Origin of the sequence: Rossellomorea sp. YZS02 (assembly GCF_033963925.1) — a bacterium.
Taxonomy (GTDB): Bacteria; Bacillota; Bacilli; order Bacillales; family Bacillaceae_B; genus Rossellomorea.
The window spans coordinates 35,397-51,850 of sequence record NZ_JAXBLY010000012.1 but is presented as its reverse complement, the minus strand read 5'-3'; the positions used below and the strand labels follow the sequence as shown (position 1 = coordinate 51,850).

Genomic DNA, 16,454 nt, shown 5'->3' with positions numbered 1-16,454 from the left:
AATAGTGTTTTAAATCCCAAACAGATCGAATAGACATAAAGAGAATGAGCGTTTCCATAAAATGAGCCAAAAGATATAAATCCGATCAAAAAACTCGGGTTGACTTCTTTGTGGAATGTGATATTATTTAGAATATTAAAATTAATAACTCTTATCCAGAGTGGTGGAGGGATCTGGCCCTGTGAAGCCCAGCAACCTACGTATTGTAAGGTGCTAATTCCAGCAAAATGTTTATCCATTTTGGAAGATAAGGTATCCTTACCTGAACAACTTTCCAAAATGGAAGGTTGTTTTTTTATTTGTGAGTGAACTGGATAAGATGAAAATTGGGGGAATCATGTGGCGAAAGAAAAAAGTCAACAAGCAAATTTTGAAGAAGTAGCAGAGAAGATCCAATCCATGCTTGCGACCATGAATTATGGGTCGATCACCATTGTTGTTCAAGACGGAAAAGTCATTCAATTAGAGAGAAATGAAAAAGTTCGAATTAAATAAGCTGACTAGACAAACTAGAGGCGCATAACAAAGATAAGGGATACCCTTTTATCTTGTTATCGCCTCTTTTTATTTGGATAAGCATCAGGAAAAGGGGTGTATCATGTTAACCTATCAGACTTGGAAACAGCCAACCTTGGATTTCGAAGTGGATCCGGTCTACAAAGGAGCGTTAAATGTCCTGGAATGGACGTTCAGCCACTATGGTGAAAAAGTGGTGTATGCATGTAGTTTCGGAATTGAAGGCATTGTGCTCATTGATCTTATCTCCAAGGTACAGCCGAAGGCAACCATTGTATTCCTCGATACGGGCGTACATTTTAAGGAAACGTATGAAACGATAGAAAAAGTGAAAGAGGCATATCCGGAACTACTCATTAAAATGCAAAAACCTGAGTTGACAATGGAAGAACAGGCAAAAGTATATGGGGATAAATTATGGGAGAAAAATCCGAATAAATGTTGTCAAATTCGAAAGCTTGATCCGTTAAAGGATGCTCTGTCCAAAGGCAATGCCTGGATATCGGGGTTGAGAAGGGAACAATCTCCCACAAGACGACACGTTGAATTCATCAATAAGGATGAAAAATTCCAATCGGTTAAAATTTGCCCTTTAATTCATTGGACCTGGAAGGAGATTTGGCGATACGTCCATAAACATAATCTGACTTATAACTCCCTTCACGATCAAGGGTATCCGAGTATCGGGTGCACTCATTGCACAACACCGGCCTATGATATCAATGATCTCCGCTCCGGAAGATGGAAAGGAAAAGGAAAGACAGAATGCGGCCTTCATTGAAATGGGTGAAAATCTTTGCTTGAAATCACAGCCCTTATCATTAGTTTGTTCTTTGCTATGAACATTGGTGCCAGTGGAGCGGCTGCATCAATGGGAGTCGCATACGGTGCAGGAGCGGTAAAGAACATCAGGACAGCATTATGGATTTGTGCAGCAGGTGTCCTAAGCGGAGCAGTTCTGGGTGGTGGAGAGGTTGTAAAGACGATTAGTTCAGGAATCATCCCGCAGAATTTATTGTCGATCAAGATCGTTCTCATTATTTTATTATCTGCAACGATTTCATTGTTTCTGGCGAATGTGATCGGCATTCCTCTGTCTACAAGTGAAGTAACGGTGGGAGCAGTTGTAGGAGTCGGGGTAGCCTATCAGGTTCTGTATGTAAAATCACTTATTACGATTATGTCTTTCTGGGTTATCGTTCCTGTTATCGCCTTCTTAGTGACCTGGCTTGCAGGATGGGGTTTAGTCCAGCTTGAAAAGCGGGGGTATCATTTTGATAAACAGTGGCTTGCTTATCTGTTGATCATCGCCGGATTCTTTGAAGCTTTCTCAGCAGGGATGAACAATGTTGCCAATGCCGTTGGTCCATTGGTCGGTGCCGGGTTGATAACACCTTCACGTGGAATCTTGATTGGTGGTGCATTTGTTGGTCTAGGGGCTGTTTTGTTGGGAAAGAAAGTAGTCGAAACAAACGGCAAGAAAATTACGCAATACTCTAAAGCAGAAGGAATTCTCATTTCTTCAACAGGAGCCTTCCTCGTCATCTTGAGTTCTCTGTATGGGTTGCCGATCCCTCTGACACAAGTTACGTCCTCTTCCATCATAGGCTTAGGAGTAGCAAAAAACGGCAAGCACATGTTGCAAAAGAAAATCGTCAAAAAAATCGTCAAAATCTGGGTAGTCTCTCCCTTAATCTCACTCAGTATTTCATACTTTTTGGTCAAACTGTTAATCGATAGTGATCTGTACTCAATTGTCGTACCGATAAGCGTCATTATTGCCACGATAGGTGCGTTGTCCCTAATGAGGGTCATTAACGAGGAAAGACGGTCTGTCCACGAAGATGGAGGGGGAATTTGATCTTAATTCCGATTATACAAATATGTTAAGGAGGATATTTTGCATGAGTTTACAGGCGCACGGAGGAGTACTGGTCCAATCTTATTTACCTGAAGAATCCTACAAGGACATTCAACAAGAATTATCACTGGACGAAATCGCATTGAGTGATCTGGAACTGATTGCAATCGGTGCTTACAGTCCCATTGAAGGATTCTTGACCAAAAAGGATTATCAGCCCGTGGTGGAATCATCGAGGCTAGAAAGCGGATGTGTATGGAGCATTCCCATCACTTTGCCCATCGATAAGGAGCAGGCTGATCTTGTACAGATTGGGAAAAGGAGCAGGCTTGTATATAAAGGAGAAACATACGGGATTATCGACGTAGAGGATATCTTCGAACCTGACAAATATAAAGAAGCCCTCCTTGTCTATGGAACGACCGATGGAAATCATCCCGGAGTAAAGAAACTATTCCAGCGGGGTGATGTGTATGTCGGAGGCAAAATTACATTAGTGAAAAGACTATCGAAGCCTTTCAAGGAGTATGCATTCGATCCAGTTGAAACACGGAAAAGGTTTAAAGATAAGGGATGGAAAACGATTGTCGGTTTCCAGACCAGAAACCCTGTGCACAGGGCACATGAATACATTCAGAAAACGGCGCTTGAAACCGTGGATGCCCTATTTTTGAATCCGCTGGTCGGTGAAACGAAAGCAGATGATATTTCAGCAGAAATCCGGATGGAGAGCTATGACGTACTATTAAGGAACTATTACCCGAAAGACCGCGTATTTCTCGGAGTATTTCCTGCTGCTATGAGATATGCAGGGCCAAGGGAAGCCATTTTTCATGCATTAGTGCGAAAAAATTATGGATGTACTCACTTCATTGTCGGGAGGGATCATGCAGGGGTTGGTGATTATTATGGAACCTATGATGCTCAAAAGATTTTCGATCAGTTTACGGAAGAAGAGATCGGGATTACACCCCTTCGCTTCGAACATAGCTTCTATTGTAAGAAATGTGAAGGGATGGCGACGACGAAAACCTGTCCACATGGAAAAGAGTATCATGTCATCCTATCCGGAACAAAGGTAAGGGGAATGCTGAGGAACGGCGAAGTCCCCCCTTCAACATTCAGTCGTCCAGAGGTCATTGATGTATTGATCAAGGGTCTCAAACAAGAATCCAATTAATCGGCCGGGGAGGAAGATAGCTTGAGTGAAAAACAAGAAAACATTGTATGGCATGAATCTACGATCACCAAACAGCAAAGAAGGAAAAAGAATGGTCATCAAAGTTTCATTCTCTGGTTCACAGGATTATCTGCTTCAGGTAAATCGACAGTGGCGAATGCACTGGCTGCCTCCCTTTTTAAACAGGGAAAGCAGGTGTATGTTCTGGATGGGGATAACGTCCGCCACGGATTGAATCATGATTTAGGATTTGACGAGGACGACCGTAAAGAAAACATCAGACGGATAGGGGAAGTGTCGAAACTCTTTATAGATAGTGGTCAAATTGTACTCACCGCGTTTATTTCACCTTACAGAAAAGATCGGGATCTTGTAAGAAGCCTGGTAGGACCCCAAGAGTTTCTGGAAGTATATGTACATTGTTCCCTGGAGGAATGTGAAAAGCGTGATCCAAAAGGATTGTACAAAAAAGCCCGTAAACAAGAAATCACTCATTTCACGGGAATCAGTGCTCCCTATGAAGAACCGGAACATCCCGAAATCGTCCTGGATACAGAAAAAAACTCAATTGAACATTGTGTAGAAAGTCTGTTGGCCGAATTAAAGGAAAAACAATTGATATAAGGAGAGGAAATCATGGCATATAAGAAATCGTGGGAGTCTAATGAAAAGCTGAACAAAACAGAACAATGGAAGCTCGAAAAAGACGGATTGAAGATATTCGGGGATATTCCGTATTATGCCGAAAACGGATTTTCTTCCATCCCGAAAGAAGAATGGGATAAATTCAAATGGGCTGGCCTTTACCTGCAAAGACCCAAGGAGGACGGCTACTTCATGATGAGGGTGAACGTTCCATCAGGTATCCTGAATTATGATCAGGCAAGGGCACTTGCTTCCATTTGTAAAGAATATGGCAGGGATGTCTATGATATCACCACCCGTCAGGCAATCCAGTTTCACTGGTTGAAGATCGAGCAGATTCCGGACATATTTAAACGATTGGAGGAAGTCGGATTGTCTTCTGCCGGGGCATGCGGGGATATTACTCGTAACATCGTCGGAAACCCTCTGGCTGGCATCGATCCTGATGAATTATTCGATACACGCAGCGTCGTGAAGGAAGTCTACGATTTCTTTCAGCATAACGAAGATTTTTCGAATCTTCCAAGAAAATATAAAGTAGCGATCTCCGCAAATATCAACAATGCATCTAATGCTGAAATCAATTGTGTTTCTTTTGTTCCTGCTAGAAAAAGGATTGATGGGAAGGAAGAGGCCGGATTTCATGTGAAAGTCGGTGGCGGGTTGTCAGCAAGACCATTCCTCGCACAGGAACTGGATGTATTCGTCCTTCCTCATCAAGTGAAAGACGTGACGGTTGCCCTTACGACCATATTCCGCGATTACGGTTATCGCGAGAAACGTCATTTAGCGCGGTTGAAATTCCTGATGGCCGACTGGGGACCGGAGAAATTCAAAGAGAAATTACTGGAGTATGTAGAACTCCTTCCGGCAGGGACCGATGCGGTACAGGGATGGAACGCAGGGTACTTCTACGGAGTCCACCCTCAAAAACAAGAGGGACTTAATTACGTCGGGCTGAATGTTCCGGTAGGCAGATTGAACTCGGATGAAGTGTATGAGCTCGCCAGGATCTCCAAGAAATACGGAAATGGTGAACTTAGAAACTGTAACTCTCAGAATCTCATCATTCCAAATATTCCAGATGAGCATGTGGATGCTTTGCTTTCCGAGAAGATTTTTGATCGGATTTCAACGAGTCCCCTTTCTTTTATCGGATATTCCGTATCATGCACAGGAATAGAATACTGCAATCTGGCTCTTGTAGAGACGAAGGAGCGGATGAGACAAATTGCAAACGAGTTGGATCAGGAATTGACCTTGGACGTACCGGTAAGAATCCATATGGTTGGATGCCCAAACTCTTGTGGACAGCGACAAATTGCTGATATTGGTCTCCAGGGAATCAAAATGAGAACGAAGGACAAAAAAATGATCGAAGCGTTTGAAATCTATGTAGGAGGAACCCTTCAAGAAGGAGGGAAACTGAATGAAAAGCTGAAAGGGAAAGTGGAAGCCTCCAACCTTTCAGAAGTTGTGAAGCAATTATTAATTCATTTTAAACAAACGAAGGAACAGGGAGAAACCTTTTTTGACTACATCAATCGGGTCGGGACATCTACATTTCAGGAATCGTTGGATCAGTTGCTTCAGGAAGCATAAGGAGGTAAAGATAGATGGATTTGTATCGATTTGAAGTCACGGCACGTGATTTCGTCACAATAGTCGTTGTAGCGGCTGAATCGGATGAGAAAGCCTTTGACCTGGTGGAAATCGAACTTGAGAAGTACTTTTTGAAAAAGCCGGATGTTGTGGATATTTCTTTATATGAAAAGCGCAGGATCCGGGGGAATGGTGCAGGATTTGTTCTGCACGAACAGGAAACGATCATCAAATCATAAGGAGGAAGACAATGGGAAAGGTTTATTTAGTCGGAGCGGGTCCTGGTGATCCGGAACTGATTACGGTGAAAGCATTGAAATCCATACAAAAAGCAGACGTCATCCTTTATGACCGATTGGTGAATAAAGAACTTCTCTCCTACGCGAAGAAAGGGGCAGACTTGATCTATTGTGGAAAACTGCCAAACTATCATACGATGAAACAAGATACGATCACTCATTTTCTTGTACGATATGCGTCAGCGGGGAAAATAGTGGTGAGATTAAAGGGTGGCGACCCTTTTGTATTCGGGAGAGGTGGGGAAGAAGCGGAGGCGTGTGCGAAAAAAGGGATCCCATTTGAGATCGTCCCTGGTATCACTTCGGGGATAGCGGCCGCCGCCTATGCCGGCATCCCGGTCACTCACAGGGATGCAAGCTCCAGCGTGGCATTTGTGACAGGTCATAAACAAAACAATCAACTGGAAGATGAGAAATGGGAAAGCCTATCGAAAGGAATTGACACCCTTGCCATCTATATGGGAGTCAGCAATCTTCCTTATATAAAGGAGAAGCTTATTCAATATGGAAAGTCCAAAGATACTCCCGTTGCTCTTGTTCACTGGGGAACGACAGAAGTACAAAAAACCGTTACAGGAACGCTTGACACGATCATCGATATTGTGAAAAACGAGAGAATAGAAAATCCAAGCATGATCATCGTTGGAGAAGTGGTACGGTATCGTGAGAAGATTCAATGGTTTGAACAGAAAATGATCATAAGTGAGGCTTTATAGATGAAGCATGCAGTCTTATACGTTTGTCATGGCAGCCGGGTTGAGAAAGCACGTGAAGAGGCGGTATCCTTTATTAAGCGTTGCCAGAAACACGTTAAGGCCGATATTCAGGAAATCAGCTTTCTGGAACTTGCATCCCCTACCATAGAAGAAGGATTCGCCGCTTGCGTTGAAAGGGGAGCGACTCACATAACCGTCATTCCCCTTCTCTTACTGACTGCGGTCCACGCCAAAAAGGATATCCCGGATGAAATTCAAAAGTGCAGTGATACCTATCCGGATATTTATGTGAATTACGGTCGCCCTATAGGTGTTCACGATAAAATGGTCGAAAGTGTCATTAAAAAGATTGAGGAAGCCATATTGATTGATTCATCTGCCGTCGCTGTTTTAATTGGAAGAGGGAGCTCTGACCCTGATGTCAGGAGAGATCTTGATACTATAGCGGAGCTTGTCCATAGAAGAACCTCGTTAAGAGACGTGAGAACATGCTATTTAACAGCTGCTTCTCCAAGCTTTACAGAAACCTTGGAGTCTGTAAGGTATTCAGATAAAAACGTCATCTTCATCCCATATTTATTATTTACCGGGTTACTGATGAAAGGCATTGAAAAGGAAATAGGCAGAACGAAGAATGATCAAATCATTTTGGGAAATTATTTAGGATATGATCCGCTCGTGGAAGAAGCCTTCCTGGACCGGATAAATGAATCACTAGGGGCTAAAGGAGAATACTATGCTTCCTGTCATGATTGATGTTAAAGGGAAGCAAATAACCATTGTGGGTGGAGGGAAAGTAGCATTTCGTAAGCTCTCTGTATTTTATGAGCAGGGAGCAAAGATTACCGTTATCAGTCCAAAGGTCGTCGAACCAATCCAAGTACTGCATGAAGAAAATAAGGTTTTATGGATCAAGAGGGAAGTACGAAGGGATGATGTAAGACATGCATTCATCGTCATCGCTGCCACAAACAAACGATGGGTGAACGAACAGGTGAAAATGTATTCTGAGGAAAACCAGCTATTATGCGTGGTGGACAATGGGGATTGTGGAAATATGCAGATGGTGTCGTTCAAACAAAAAGGAAAGTTAACCATCTCTGTTTCAACCGGTGGAGCTAGTCCATTCCTAGCAAAGAAGCTTACGAATGAATTCATCGAAGGATTTGATGACACCTATATAGAGAAACTCTCTATCATTTATTCTAAGAGAAAAGAAATCAAGAGATCAGACTTATCTGATGGGGAAAAAAGAAAATTATTAAAAGAACTTTCTTCTAAATTAGATGAAGTTGAAAATGAGTAAAGCATGGGAACGTAAGGTTTTCCATGCTTTACTGTTTCAAACAGTGATCAAGTTACTCATGAAGAAAGATTTAATAGCGTCATCTTATCCTTGGAATTCTCACAAGATTATGATTGGCCTTCTACAAGGTTTTGATTTATTTTTTGCTGATTCAATTTGACAATCTCGCTTAATCCTAAGAAAAACAAAGTTGTCCCCAGTGTGAAAAGATATATCAGCCAAATAACCGATGTCGTGTTCTCTATGCCAAAAATACCGGAATGGGCAACATCCAATTCCATTGCGGAAATACAACCGATGAAGAATACAAGCCAGGCAAAGATCTTTAGACCTATGGCTACAGCATTTTGTTTCATCCTTTCCCCTCCCTGTTTACCAAAAATGTGTAAAAATGACTACATAATATGATTATCGTACTGACCTTAAAGATATGACTCTTTTAACAGGATGAACAAGAGAAAATAATAAGATCATTTAAGAGTTGGATAAAGTACGAACGTTATATAAAATAATGGTCTAAATGTTAGGAAATGAGCCTTTACAAATAACCGGGTTGCCGGTATACTATCCAATATCAAATCAATATTCAGTTTCACTCATATAATAGCGGGGATATGGCCCGCGAGTTTCTACCGGATTACCTTAAATGATCCGACTATGGGTGAGCAGTGATAGATGCGTCTTTCATGGACGCTCTTTGCCTAACCCAAAGGTCATTGTCTCACTCAATAAGTGAGTACAATATCCTTTGGGTTTTTTTAATCTACAAAAGGTAAGGGAGCGATTTTTTTCATGAACTTATTAAAAAATAAAATCAATGCTGAGGGCGTTGTCCTTTCAGAAACTGTATTAAAGGTAGACTCATTTCTTAATCATCAAGTTGATCCGGAACTGATGATGGAAATAGGAAAAGAATTTGCGCATCGTTTCAAAGATCAAGGAATCACAAAGGTATTGACCATTGAATCATCAGGGATTGCTCCCGGTGTGATGGCTGCCCTTCACATGAATGTTCCACTTGTGTTTGCACGTAAAAAGAAATCGTTGACATTATCAGAAGGAGTGCTTACTTCAAAGGTATACTCATTCACCAAACAGGAAGAAAATACGATTTCGATCTCAAATACATACATAAAAGAAAATGACCGGGTGTTACTGATTGATGATTTCCTGGCAAACGGACAGGCCGCACTCGGTTTAATTGATCTAGTGAAACAAGCTGGCGCAGAAGTTGCCGGAATCGGGATTGTCATCGAAAAATCTTTCCAAAACGGAGGGAAGCTTGTCCGTGAAACGGGATATCGAGTGGAGTCATTAGCTGAAATTCAATCTCTTGAAAATGGGGAAGTACAATTTAAGCAAGAGGAGGCGCATGTATAATGAAGAATCAGCCTCTTAAACTCGCCTCTCTTGGTATTCAACATGTTCTTGCCATGTATGCGGGAGCAGTCATTGTCCCCCTCATCGTTGGCGGGGCACTCGGATTGACGGGTGAGCAGCTGACATATCTCGTTTCCATCGATATCTTTATGTGTGGAATTGCTACCCTGCTGCAGGTCTGGAAGAATCGCTTCTTCGGTATCGGGCTTCCCGTTGTGCTGGGTTGTACGTTCACTGCGGTCGGACCGATGATCGCCATCGGGGGTCAATATGGCATCTCCGCTATATACGGATCCATCCTTGTTTCAGGTGTATTCGTAGTCGCAATCAGTAAATACTTTGGAAAGCTCGTCCGCTTCTTTCCTCCTGTCGTTACGGGTTCTGTCGTGACCATCATCGGAATCACTCTGATTCCAGTCGCCATGAATAATATGGCAGGTGGACAGGGAAGTTCTGATTTCGGTTCATTGGAAAATCTGTCTTTAGCTTTCGGTACATTATTATTTATTTTGGTCCTATATAAATTCTTTACAGGGTTTGTTCGTTCCGTTTCCATACTACTTGGATTGATGGCAGGAACGGCCGTGGCGTTCCTCCTTGGGAAAGTCGACTTCAGCGCTGTTAGTAATGCCTCATGGTTTCATATGGCAAAGCCCTTTTACTTTGGAATGCCGACGTTTGAAATAACAGCCATCCTTACGATGATCCTTGTAGCAATGGTCAGTCTGGTAGAATCAACGGGCGTCTATTTCGCCCTTGGGGATATTAGTGATAAAAAAATTTCGGAAGAAGATTTAGCTAAAGGGTATAGGGCTGAAGGGTTAGCCATCGTGCTTGGTGGATTATTCAACGCGTTCCCCTATACGGCCTATTCCCAAAACGTCGGATTGGTCCAGCTTTCCGGTGTGAAACGGAATAACGTGATTTATGCAACGGGAGCATTCCTCGTCATTCTCGGGCTTGTACCGAAAATAGGAGCTCTTACAACCGTTATCCCTGCTTCCGTATTGGGCGGGGCGATGGTGGCCATGTTCGGAATGGTTGTAGCCTACGGAATCAAAATGCTGAGTACGGTGAATTTTTCTTCTCAGGAAAACCTGTTGATCATTGCGTGTTCTGTGGGAATGGGACTCGGGGTTACGGCAGTACCGGAACTTTTTGCGCAAATGCCGTCAAGCATCCGAATCTTGACGGATAACGGGATTGTAGCCGGCAGTTTAACCGCAATCGGGCTGAATATCTTCTTTAATGTGTTATCTAAACGTAAGTTGAACGTTGTCATGAGTGAGCAAAAAGCGTCATAAACATACAATCAAAAACCGCCATCTCGGCTAAATATAAGAGGTGGCGGTTTTTTATGGTTTATTTCTGAATTATCAGATTAATCAGGAGGAAAAACGTAAATAAGTAACGAACATTAATTGTGTAGGGATCGGACAGTAAAGAGTCAGCTTTTATTAAAGGAGGAGAAACATGTACGCAACGACTGGATCTATTTTTGACCAAACGGTAGAGAAATTCCGCAATAAAGAGGCTATTGTAGAAGAGAAGACAGGTAAACGGTTAACCTTTGGAGAGTGGCAGGATGAAGTCCATCGTGTGGCAAATGCACTCTTGAATGCAGGAGTGAAAAAGGGGGACCGGGTTTCTACGTATCTATTTAATACTCTGGAACTTGCGAACGTATTTTTTGCGTGCGGAAAGATCGGTGCAGTGATCAATCCGATTAACTTCAGATTAAAGGGGCAGGAAATCCACTATATATTAAAGGATGCGGAGCCAAAGGTCGTGATCGTGGAAGAATCCCTTTCAAAACCGATCGAGGGGATTTCATCATTTTTCCCACATACCCTTTTTTGGCATGTGGGTGAGGAGGTACCCTCCTTTGCACAAAGCTACAATGAGACAGTCGGCTATTGTTCCAGGGAATTAGAACCCATCATAGTAGAAGAGACAGATGTATATGCCATTATGTACACGAGCGGGACTACAGGCAGACCAAAGGGTGTTGTTCACAGGCATAGGGATATGGCGGAGCAGAGCCTGATATGTACATCGGTAATGGGGCTGACTCCGAACGATATCGGTCTTGTGACGGCACCGATGTTTCACTGTGCCGAACTTCATTGCTGTTTCCTGCCCAGGGTTCAAGCAGGTGCGAAAAATATCATTGTGCATCAGTTCCAGCCGGAAACCGTATTGGAAGTCATTCAGCGTGAGAAGGTCACCACTCTATTTGCAGCCCCGACTATGTGGAATATGCTCCTTCAGCATGGAGTGGAAGGATATGATACATCTTCCCTTAGGATCGGTCTTTATGGGGCGGCTCCCATGGCTCCGGTACTTGTCAGGACACTGCATGAAAAGCTGAAGATCGAGCTTATCCAGGCATATGGTCAGACGGAAATGGGGCCTGCGGTTACGTTCCTCCTTCAGGATGAGCAGCTGACGAAGACAGGTTCCGCAGGGCGTGCGGCTTATAATCATGAGATAAGGGTGGTAACACCGAACGAAAACGGACCGTCTGAACCTGATGACATTTGTAAACCTGGTGAAGTGGGTGAAATCATTGTAAGGGGTTCATGTACGATGCTACAGTATTTCAACCGGGAGGAAGCGACGCAAAAAGCACTGTATAAGGGCTGGTACCACTCCGGAGATTTAGGATATATGGACGAAGAGGGCTATCTGTATGTTGCTGACAGGGTGGATGATATGGTGATTTCAGGAGGGGAGAATGTGTATCCAAGGGAAGTGGAGGACGCCCTTCATGCTCACGAAGATGTGCTGGACGTTGCTGTACTCGGGCAACCGGATGAGAGGTGGGGGGAGCAGGTCATAGCTGTAGTCGTATCGAAAAATTCTTCTCTCACATCAGAACACTTGGACTATTTTTTGAAGAGTGGTGATCTGCTTGCGGATTACAAACGGCCACGGGAGTATCGATTTGTTGAAGAACTCCCTAGAAATGCTAGCGGGAAAATTCAAAAGTTCCTGCTTAGGGAGAATGGCGTTCAAAAAGAACAAAGGTTATAGTGTGACGGTATGTTATCTTAACTGAAAATGGATAGCTTATTATGGGAGAGTAGTTAAACTGACTGCTTTCTTTGGCAGAGTATACGGAAAAATGACTTTTCTAAAAGTGAATGGAATAGGTTAATGAATAGCCATCGGAAAATCCGAAGGCTATTTTTTTTTGCAATGTAGGATAATGAAGAATAGAGACCAGGTTTATACCAATCCTATCACGAAATTCGTTTAGTTCGTTGATATCACAGCACCATTTTTATGTATAACGGTTACAATACGACCGGAATTATCTTGATAATAAGATGAAGTACCATATGGGACTTTTAATGTGAATGTTTTACCATTTTCTTTAAATTCAACAGTGAATTTGTCAGATGCCCCAATGATTTCAGCTTCCGTCACCTCGGCTTTTCCTGGTATAAATATGTTTTGACCTATAAGTAACATATCCATTTTCAAATTATTTGATTTAGCCAAGACTTCTTGCTTTACTCCAAACCGGTGAGCTACACCCCATAAAGTGTCTCCTGGAACTACTGTGTATAATTCTCCCACATTTGATTTGTTTTGCTCAACAGGAATCAAAAGAGTTTGTCCGAGCTTAATTTGATCTGAATTCAGCTTATTTAATTGTTTTATATAAGCGATTGAAGTGTTATATCTTTTGGCTAATGAGTAAAGTGTATCTCCTCGTTGGACTGAATATTGGTTTACATCGTGCTTTTCTAGGTGAGGTACCAGAAGCGTTTGACCTGTATAAATTTTATCAGACGTTAATAGGTTCTTTTCTTTGATTTGATCGACTGTAACTTCATATTTTTTAGCAAGACTATATAATGTATCGTGCTTCTTCACTGTATATTCTGCACTGCAAGCCCTTGCAGCTCCATTAGTGAGCAAAAGGGCGGACAGTGCCCCGATGGTAGTTGCAACGGTCAATTTTTTGTTTCTTTGTTTGAGGGCTTTCTTCTTTTCTATAGAGATTCTTTCTCTCCTACTCTTTTGAATGGTATCCAATTCTGCCATCTCCTTTGTCCTAAATACTTTCGAACTAACTATATATTAGTCATTGAAGGGAGAGAAGGGTCTAATGTCAGCGTTACCAATACAATCCTTTGGACCCATTGTTTTCCTATATTTCTTAATTGTTAAATATTCAATATATTCATGTGACTGCGAAAAATGACGGATTATAGGTAGCGGGCCTTTAGTATGAGTTTAAGGTGGATTTGTACTTTTTGAACATAAAGGCACATAAATGTAATGATCAAAAATCAAAACACTGTCTCCTCATTAGTAGAAGATGATTGATATAAATCACACTGTAAATAAGTCATGTTAATTGCCTGTATCGCTTGCAAGAAAGCAATGTACATAAAGGATTAATGGTTCTATTCATCTCATGAACTTGATTATTCTTCCGCTTCATTTCTCAAACTTCGGAATACCTTAACAATCGTTAATAAGGCTTTTAACTCAGTATAAAGGGTGGATTTAAAATACTTTATAAAGTGATAAGATATTTTGGGATTTGTAGAAAAATGTATAATTTTGTCTAATATTATCCAATAATAGACTCTACACTCATTTCGATAATCTTCCATATCTAGGTTCACAATTTGAAGATTTATACACACTTTTTTTGAATTATCTTTACTAATGAATAGAGGTGATCGATTCAAAACATACCAGTATTTCTATGAAGGGGGGACACCTAAATGTGTATACAAGAAGATTAAGGAATGTATGTATGACAGATAATTTGAAATAACAAGAAGTTAAGGTTGTGAGTAAATGAATAAAAAACCGCCAAATATGAATCGGGCAGGTGCCTTTTTATTTTGCACATTTTCACTACTATTTTTTATTGTATTTGTCCGTTTTCTCTATATACAAGTTAGCGGAGAAATAGAAGGGAAAAATTTAGCTGTAGAAGCATCTGGTAAATACCTACAGATTTATACTTTAAAAGCGAATAGGGGAACTATATTTGATCGTAACGATCATGCTCTTGCAAAAGACACTCCTTCATATAAAATGATAGCGATTTTATCTGCCTCAGTAACATCTAACCCTAAAAAGCCCAACCATGTTGTCGACAAGAAACGGACAGCTGATGTGTTGTCTAGATATATTCATTTAAAAAAGACTGAAATTTACAAACTATTAAATAAAGAAGGGAAGTTCCAGGTAGAATTGGGAGCGGGAGGTAATGGAATTACTACCGATATAAAAGAGAAAATTGAGAAGGAAAAATTACCTGGAATTACCTTTATTACGATTAATAAAAGGTCCTATCCAAAAGGCATGTTTGCTTCTCATACAATAGGGATCACTCAAGAAGAGGTGACTAGAAGTGGGAAAACAATCAACGAAGGGATCATGGGAATCGAAAAAAACTTAAATTCATTTCTTACTGGGAAAGATGGACAGATCAAATATGAGAGTGACTTTTGGGGATATATATTACCGGATACAGAAAAGACCATCATTCCCCCAGATCATGGTGATGATGTTTATTTAACCATTGATGAAAACATCCAAAAAATTTTAGAAGACACATTAAATTCCGTTGATAGCGAGTACCATCCTAGAAAAATGTTTGGCATCGTATCTGATCCTACTACTGGTGAAATATTAGCGATGGCTCAGAGACCATCCTTCAATAATGATACAAAAGAAGGGATTCGTGAAAGTTGGTCAAACATCATAGTTGAAAGTTCTTATGAACCAGGATCGACAATGAAATCATTCTCTCTAGCAGCTGCAATAGATAGTAAGGCATTTAAGCCAAATGAATTCTATAAGTCTGGTCAATTTGTTGTAGAAGGCTACCCTTCGCCAATAAAGGATTGGAATAGGGGGAAGGGCTGGGGAACAATCACATATTTAGAAGGACTACAAAGATCCTCTAATGTAGCTTTTATTAATCTGTTAGAGAAAATAGGAACAGAAAAGTATTTAACTTATTTAAAATCATTTGGGTTCGGGAATAAAACAGGCATTTCCCTTCAGAATGAAGCAAAAGGCATACTACAATACAGCAATCCAATTGAAAGGGCTACAACCATATTCGGTCAAGGAAGCACTGTGACAGCACTTCAGATGATCCAAGCTGAATCAGCGATTGCTAATGGCGGAAAAATGATGAAACCATATGTGGTTTCAAAGATAGTTGATAGCGATTCAAATAAAATCATTAAAGAGTTTCGACCAGAAGTCACCCGCACTCCAATTACGAAAGAAGCTGCTGATCAAACGCGTCATTACTTAACCTCGACTGTCACGTCTGATATAGGGACAGGGAGGAGCTTCCAACTGTATGATTATCAAGTCTCTGGTAAATCAGGTACTGCCCAAATACCAAATCCAAACGGAGGAGGTTATTTAACTGCCTCCAATGAATATTTATTTTCATTTTTGGGAATGGCTCCAGCTGACAATCCTGAATTGATTGTTTACGTAGGGGTGGAAGAACCCGATTTACAACCAACAGAAATCGGATCCATTCCTGTTTCAAAAATATTTAATCCTGTGATGAGAGATAGTCTGGAGTATCGTACTCATAAAGAAACAGATACATCAAATGAAACACAAAGGTAAGTAAGCAACCCTTTTCTCCTTATAGAATAAATATAAAACACTTCCTTTCCATTTCAGTCCTCTACTTCGTACATCACGTTAAAATAGCTGGGTAGGATTCTGGTAGTACATTAATAAACTCCGTGAATACTTCAATAATTATCAGAATCTCTCATGCAGTAGGAATTAATCCTCTAATTCAATCACAGAACGATTCGTTCTGTGATTGAAGTGAAATTATGATAAATGGTGTGTACCTCCAGAACCTTACAGTATATCCCTTTATATTAGGACAGAACTACCCAAAAAGGAATTGACCTTAATAGAGCTTAATAAA

Annotated in this window: 16 protein-coding genes and 2 riboswitches; of the genes, 14 read left to right on the top strand and 2 right to left on the bottom strand. The window is 41.2% G+C overall.

From position 1 onward, the window contains the following. The first annotated feature begins 148 nt into the window (after nt 1-148). Nucleotides 149-254, top strand: a riboswitch (SAM riboswitch). A gap of 85 nt (nt 255-339) precedes the next feature. The 10 genes from SLH55_RS12920 to SLH55_RS12875 all read left to right on the top strand — a co-directional run bounded on the left by SLH55_RS12920 (nt 340) and on the right by SLH55_RS12875 (nt 8,125). Then, nucleotides 340-495: a YezD family protein gene (locus SLH55_RS12920; protein WP_226674735.1), complete on the top strand. Its 156-nt coding sequence runs from the start codon at nt 340-342 to the stop codon at nt 493-495. Between the two features lie 103 nt (nt 496-598). Further along, on the top strand, nt 599-1,297 hold the full coding sequence (locus tag SLH55_RS12915; protein ID WP_320323595.1) for a phosphoadenylyl-sulfate reductase: 699 nt from the start codon (nt 599-601) through the stop codon (nt 1,295-1,297). 57 nt (nt 1,298-1,354) lie between these two features. After that, nucleotides 1,355-2,377, top strand: coding sequence for an anion permease (locus SLH55_RS12910; RefSeq protein ID WP_320323642.1), 1,023 nt, complete (start codon nt 1,355-1,357; stop codon nt 2,375-2,377). Nucleotides 2,378-2,420: 43 nt separating this feature from the next. After that, nucleotides 2,421-3,557, top strand: coding sequence for a sulfate adenylyltransferase (gene sat / locus SLH55_RS12905; protein WP_320323594.1), 1,137 nt, complete (start codon nt 2,421-2,423; stop codon nt 3,555-3,557). 21 nt (nt 3,558-3,578) lie between these two features. Continuing rightward, nucleotides 3,579-4,181: an adenylyl-sulfate kinase gene (gene cysC, locus SLH55_RS12900; RefSeq protein ID WP_219169988.1), complete on the top strand. Its 603-nt coding sequence runs from the start codon at nt 3,579-3,581 to the stop codon at nt 4,179-4,181. A 12-nt stretch (nt 4,182-4,193) separates the two neighbouring features. Next, on the top strand, nt 4,194-5,804 hold the full coding sequence (locus SLH55_RS12895; RefSeq protein WP_219169989.1) for a nitrite/sulfite reductase: 1,611 nt from the start codon (nt 4,194-4,196) through the stop codon (nt 5,802-5,804). A 14-nt stretch (nt 5,805-5,818) separates the two neighbouring features. Then, nucleotides 5,819-6,043: a DUF3906 family protein gene (locus SLH55_RS12890; RefSeq protein WP_320323593.1), complete on the top strand. Its 225-nt coding sequence runs from the start codon at nt 5,819-5,821 to the stop codon at nt 6,041-6,043. A gap of 11 nt (nt 6,044-6,054) precedes the next feature. Next, a complete protein-coding gene (cobA, locus tag SLH55_RS12885) occupies nt 6,055-6,819 on the top strand; it encodes a uroporphyrinogen-III C-methyltransferase (RefSeq protein WP_320323592.1) in 765 nt (254 codons plus the stop codon). After that, nucleotides 6,820-7,575, top strand: a complete 756-nt coding sequence (locus SLH55_RS12880; protein ID WP_320323591.1) for a sirohydrochlorin chelatase — start codon at nt 6,820-6,822, stop codon at nt 7,573-7,575. After that, nucleotides 7,556-8,125, top strand: coding sequence for an NAD(P)-dependent oxidoreductase (locus SLH55_RS12875; protein WP_320323590.1), 570 nt, complete (start codon nt 7,556-7,558; stop codon nt 8,123-8,125). The genes SLH55_RS12880 and SLH55_RS12875 overlap by 20 nt, the downstream gene beginning before the upstream one ends. A gap of 107 nt (nt 8,126-8,232) precedes the next feature. On the opposite strand, the gene SLH55_RS12870 is transcribed toward SLH55_RS12875, so the two are convergent. Continuing rightward, the gene (locus SLH55_RS12870; protein ID WP_320323589.1) at nt 8,233-8,481 is read right to left on the bottom strand and encodes a hypothetical protein; all 249 of its coding nucleotides are present in this window, start codon (nt 8,479-8,481) and stop codon (nt 8,233-8,235) included. 220 nt (nt 8,482-8,701) lie between these two features. Further along, nucleotides 8,702-8,803: riboswitch (purine riboswitch) on the top strand. 114 nt (nt 8,804-8,917) lie between these two features. On the opposite strand from SLH55_RS12870, the gene SLH55_RS12865 reads away from it, so the two are divergent. From SLH55_RS12865 to SLH55_RS12855, 3 genes are all read left to right on the top strand, one after another. Further along, a complete protein-coding gene (locus tag SLH55_RS12865; RefSeq protein WP_320323588.1) occupies nt 8,918-9,505 on the top strand; it encodes a xanthine phosphoribosyltransferase in 588 nt (195 codons plus the stop codon). Next, nucleotides 9,505-10,809 (top strand): nucleobase:cation symporter-2 family protein, encoded by a 1,305-nt coding sequence (locus SLH55_RS12860; protein WP_219170000.1) that lies wholly within the window; start codon nt 9,505-9,507, stop codon nt 10,807-10,809. The genes SLH55_RS12865 and SLH55_RS12860 overlap by 1 nt, the downstream gene beginning before the upstream one ends. A 169-nt stretch (nt 10,810-10,978) precedes the next feature. After that, nucleotides 10,979-12,541: a fatty acid--CoA ligase gene (locus SLH55_RS12855; protein WP_219170002.1), complete on the top strand. Its 1,563-nt coding sequence runs from the start codon at nt 10,979-10,981 to the stop codon at nt 12,539-12,541. A 222-nt stretch (nt 12,542-12,763) separates the two neighbouring features. On the opposite strand, the gene SLH55_RS12850 is transcribed toward SLH55_RS12855, so the two are convergent. After that, the gene (locus SLH55_RS12850; RefSeq protein WP_320323587.1) at nt 12,764-13,552 is read right to left on the bottom strand and encodes a LysM peptidoglycan-binding domain-containing protein; all 789 of its coding nucleotides are present in this window, start codon (nt 13,550-13,552) and stop codon (nt 12,764-12,766) included. Nucleotides 13,553-14,329: 777 nt separating this feature from the next. Here SLH55_RS12850 and SLH55_RS12845 point away from each other — a divergent pair. Continuing rightward, complete coding sequence (locus tag SLH55_RS12845) at nt 14,330-16,138, top strand: penicillin-binding protein 2 (protein WP_320323586.1); 1,809 nt, start codon at nt 14,330-14,332, stop codon at nt 16,136-16,138. Nucleotides 16,139-16,454 lie beyond the last annotated feature (316 nt).

What these genes read in the sequence shown, in the direction of transcription:
- SLH55_RS12915 (WP_320323595.1), top strand. Translation starts at nt 599, where the DNA reads ATGTTAACCTATCAGACTTGGAAACAGCCAACCTTGGATTTCGAAGTG.
- SLH55_RS12910 (WP_320323642.1), top strand. Translation starts at nt 1,355, where the DNA reads ATGAACATTGGTGCCAGTGGAGCGGCTGCATCAATGGGAGTCGCATAC.
- sat (WP_320323594.1), top strand. Translation starts at nt 2,421, where the DNA reads ATGAGTTTACAGGCGCACGGAGGAGTACTGGTCCAATCTTATTTACCT.
- SLH55_RS12895 (WP_219169989.1), top strand. Translation starts at nt 4,194, where the DNA reads ATGGCATATAAGAAATCGTGGGAGTCTAATGAAAAGCTGAACAAAACA.
- SLH55_RS12890 (WP_320323593.1), top strand. Translation starts at nt 5,819, where the DNA reads ATGGATTTGTATCGATTTGAAGTCACGGCACGTGATTTCGTCACAATA.
- cobA (WP_320323592.1), top strand. Translation starts at nt 6,055, where the DNA reads ATGGGAAAGGTTTATTTAGTCGGAGCGGGTCCTGGTGATCCGGAACTG.
- SLH55_RS12880 (WP_320323591.1), top strand. Translation starts at nt 6,820, where the DNA reads ATGAAGCATGCAGTCTTATACGTTTGTCATGGCAGCCGGGTTGAGAAA.
- SLH55_RS12875 (WP_320323590.1), top strand. Translation starts at nt 7,556, where the DNA reads ATGCTTCCTGTCATGATTGATGTTAAAGGGAAGCAAATAACCATTGTG.
- SLH55_RS12870 (WP_320323589.1), bottom strand. Translation starts at nt 8,481, where the DNA reads ATGAAACAAAATGCTGTAGCCATAGGTCTAAAGATCTTTGCCTGGCTT.
- SLH55_RS12865 (WP_320323588.1), top strand. Translation starts at nt 8,918, where the DNA reads ATGAACTTATTAAAAAATAAAATCAATGCTGAGGGCGTTGTCCTTTCA.
- SLH55_RS12860 (WP_219170000.1), top strand. Translation starts at nt 9,505, where the DNA reads ATGAAGAATCAGCCTCTTAAACTCGCCTCTCTTGGTATTCAACATGTT.
- SLH55_RS12855 (WP_219170002.1), top strand. Translation starts at nt 10,979, where the DNA reads ATGTACGCAACGACTGGATCTATTTTTGACCAAACGGTAGAGAAATTC.
- SLH55_RS12845 (WP_320323586.1), top strand. Translation starts at nt 14,330, where the DNA reads ATGAATAAAAAACCGCCAAATATGAATCGGGCAGGTGCCTTTTTATTT.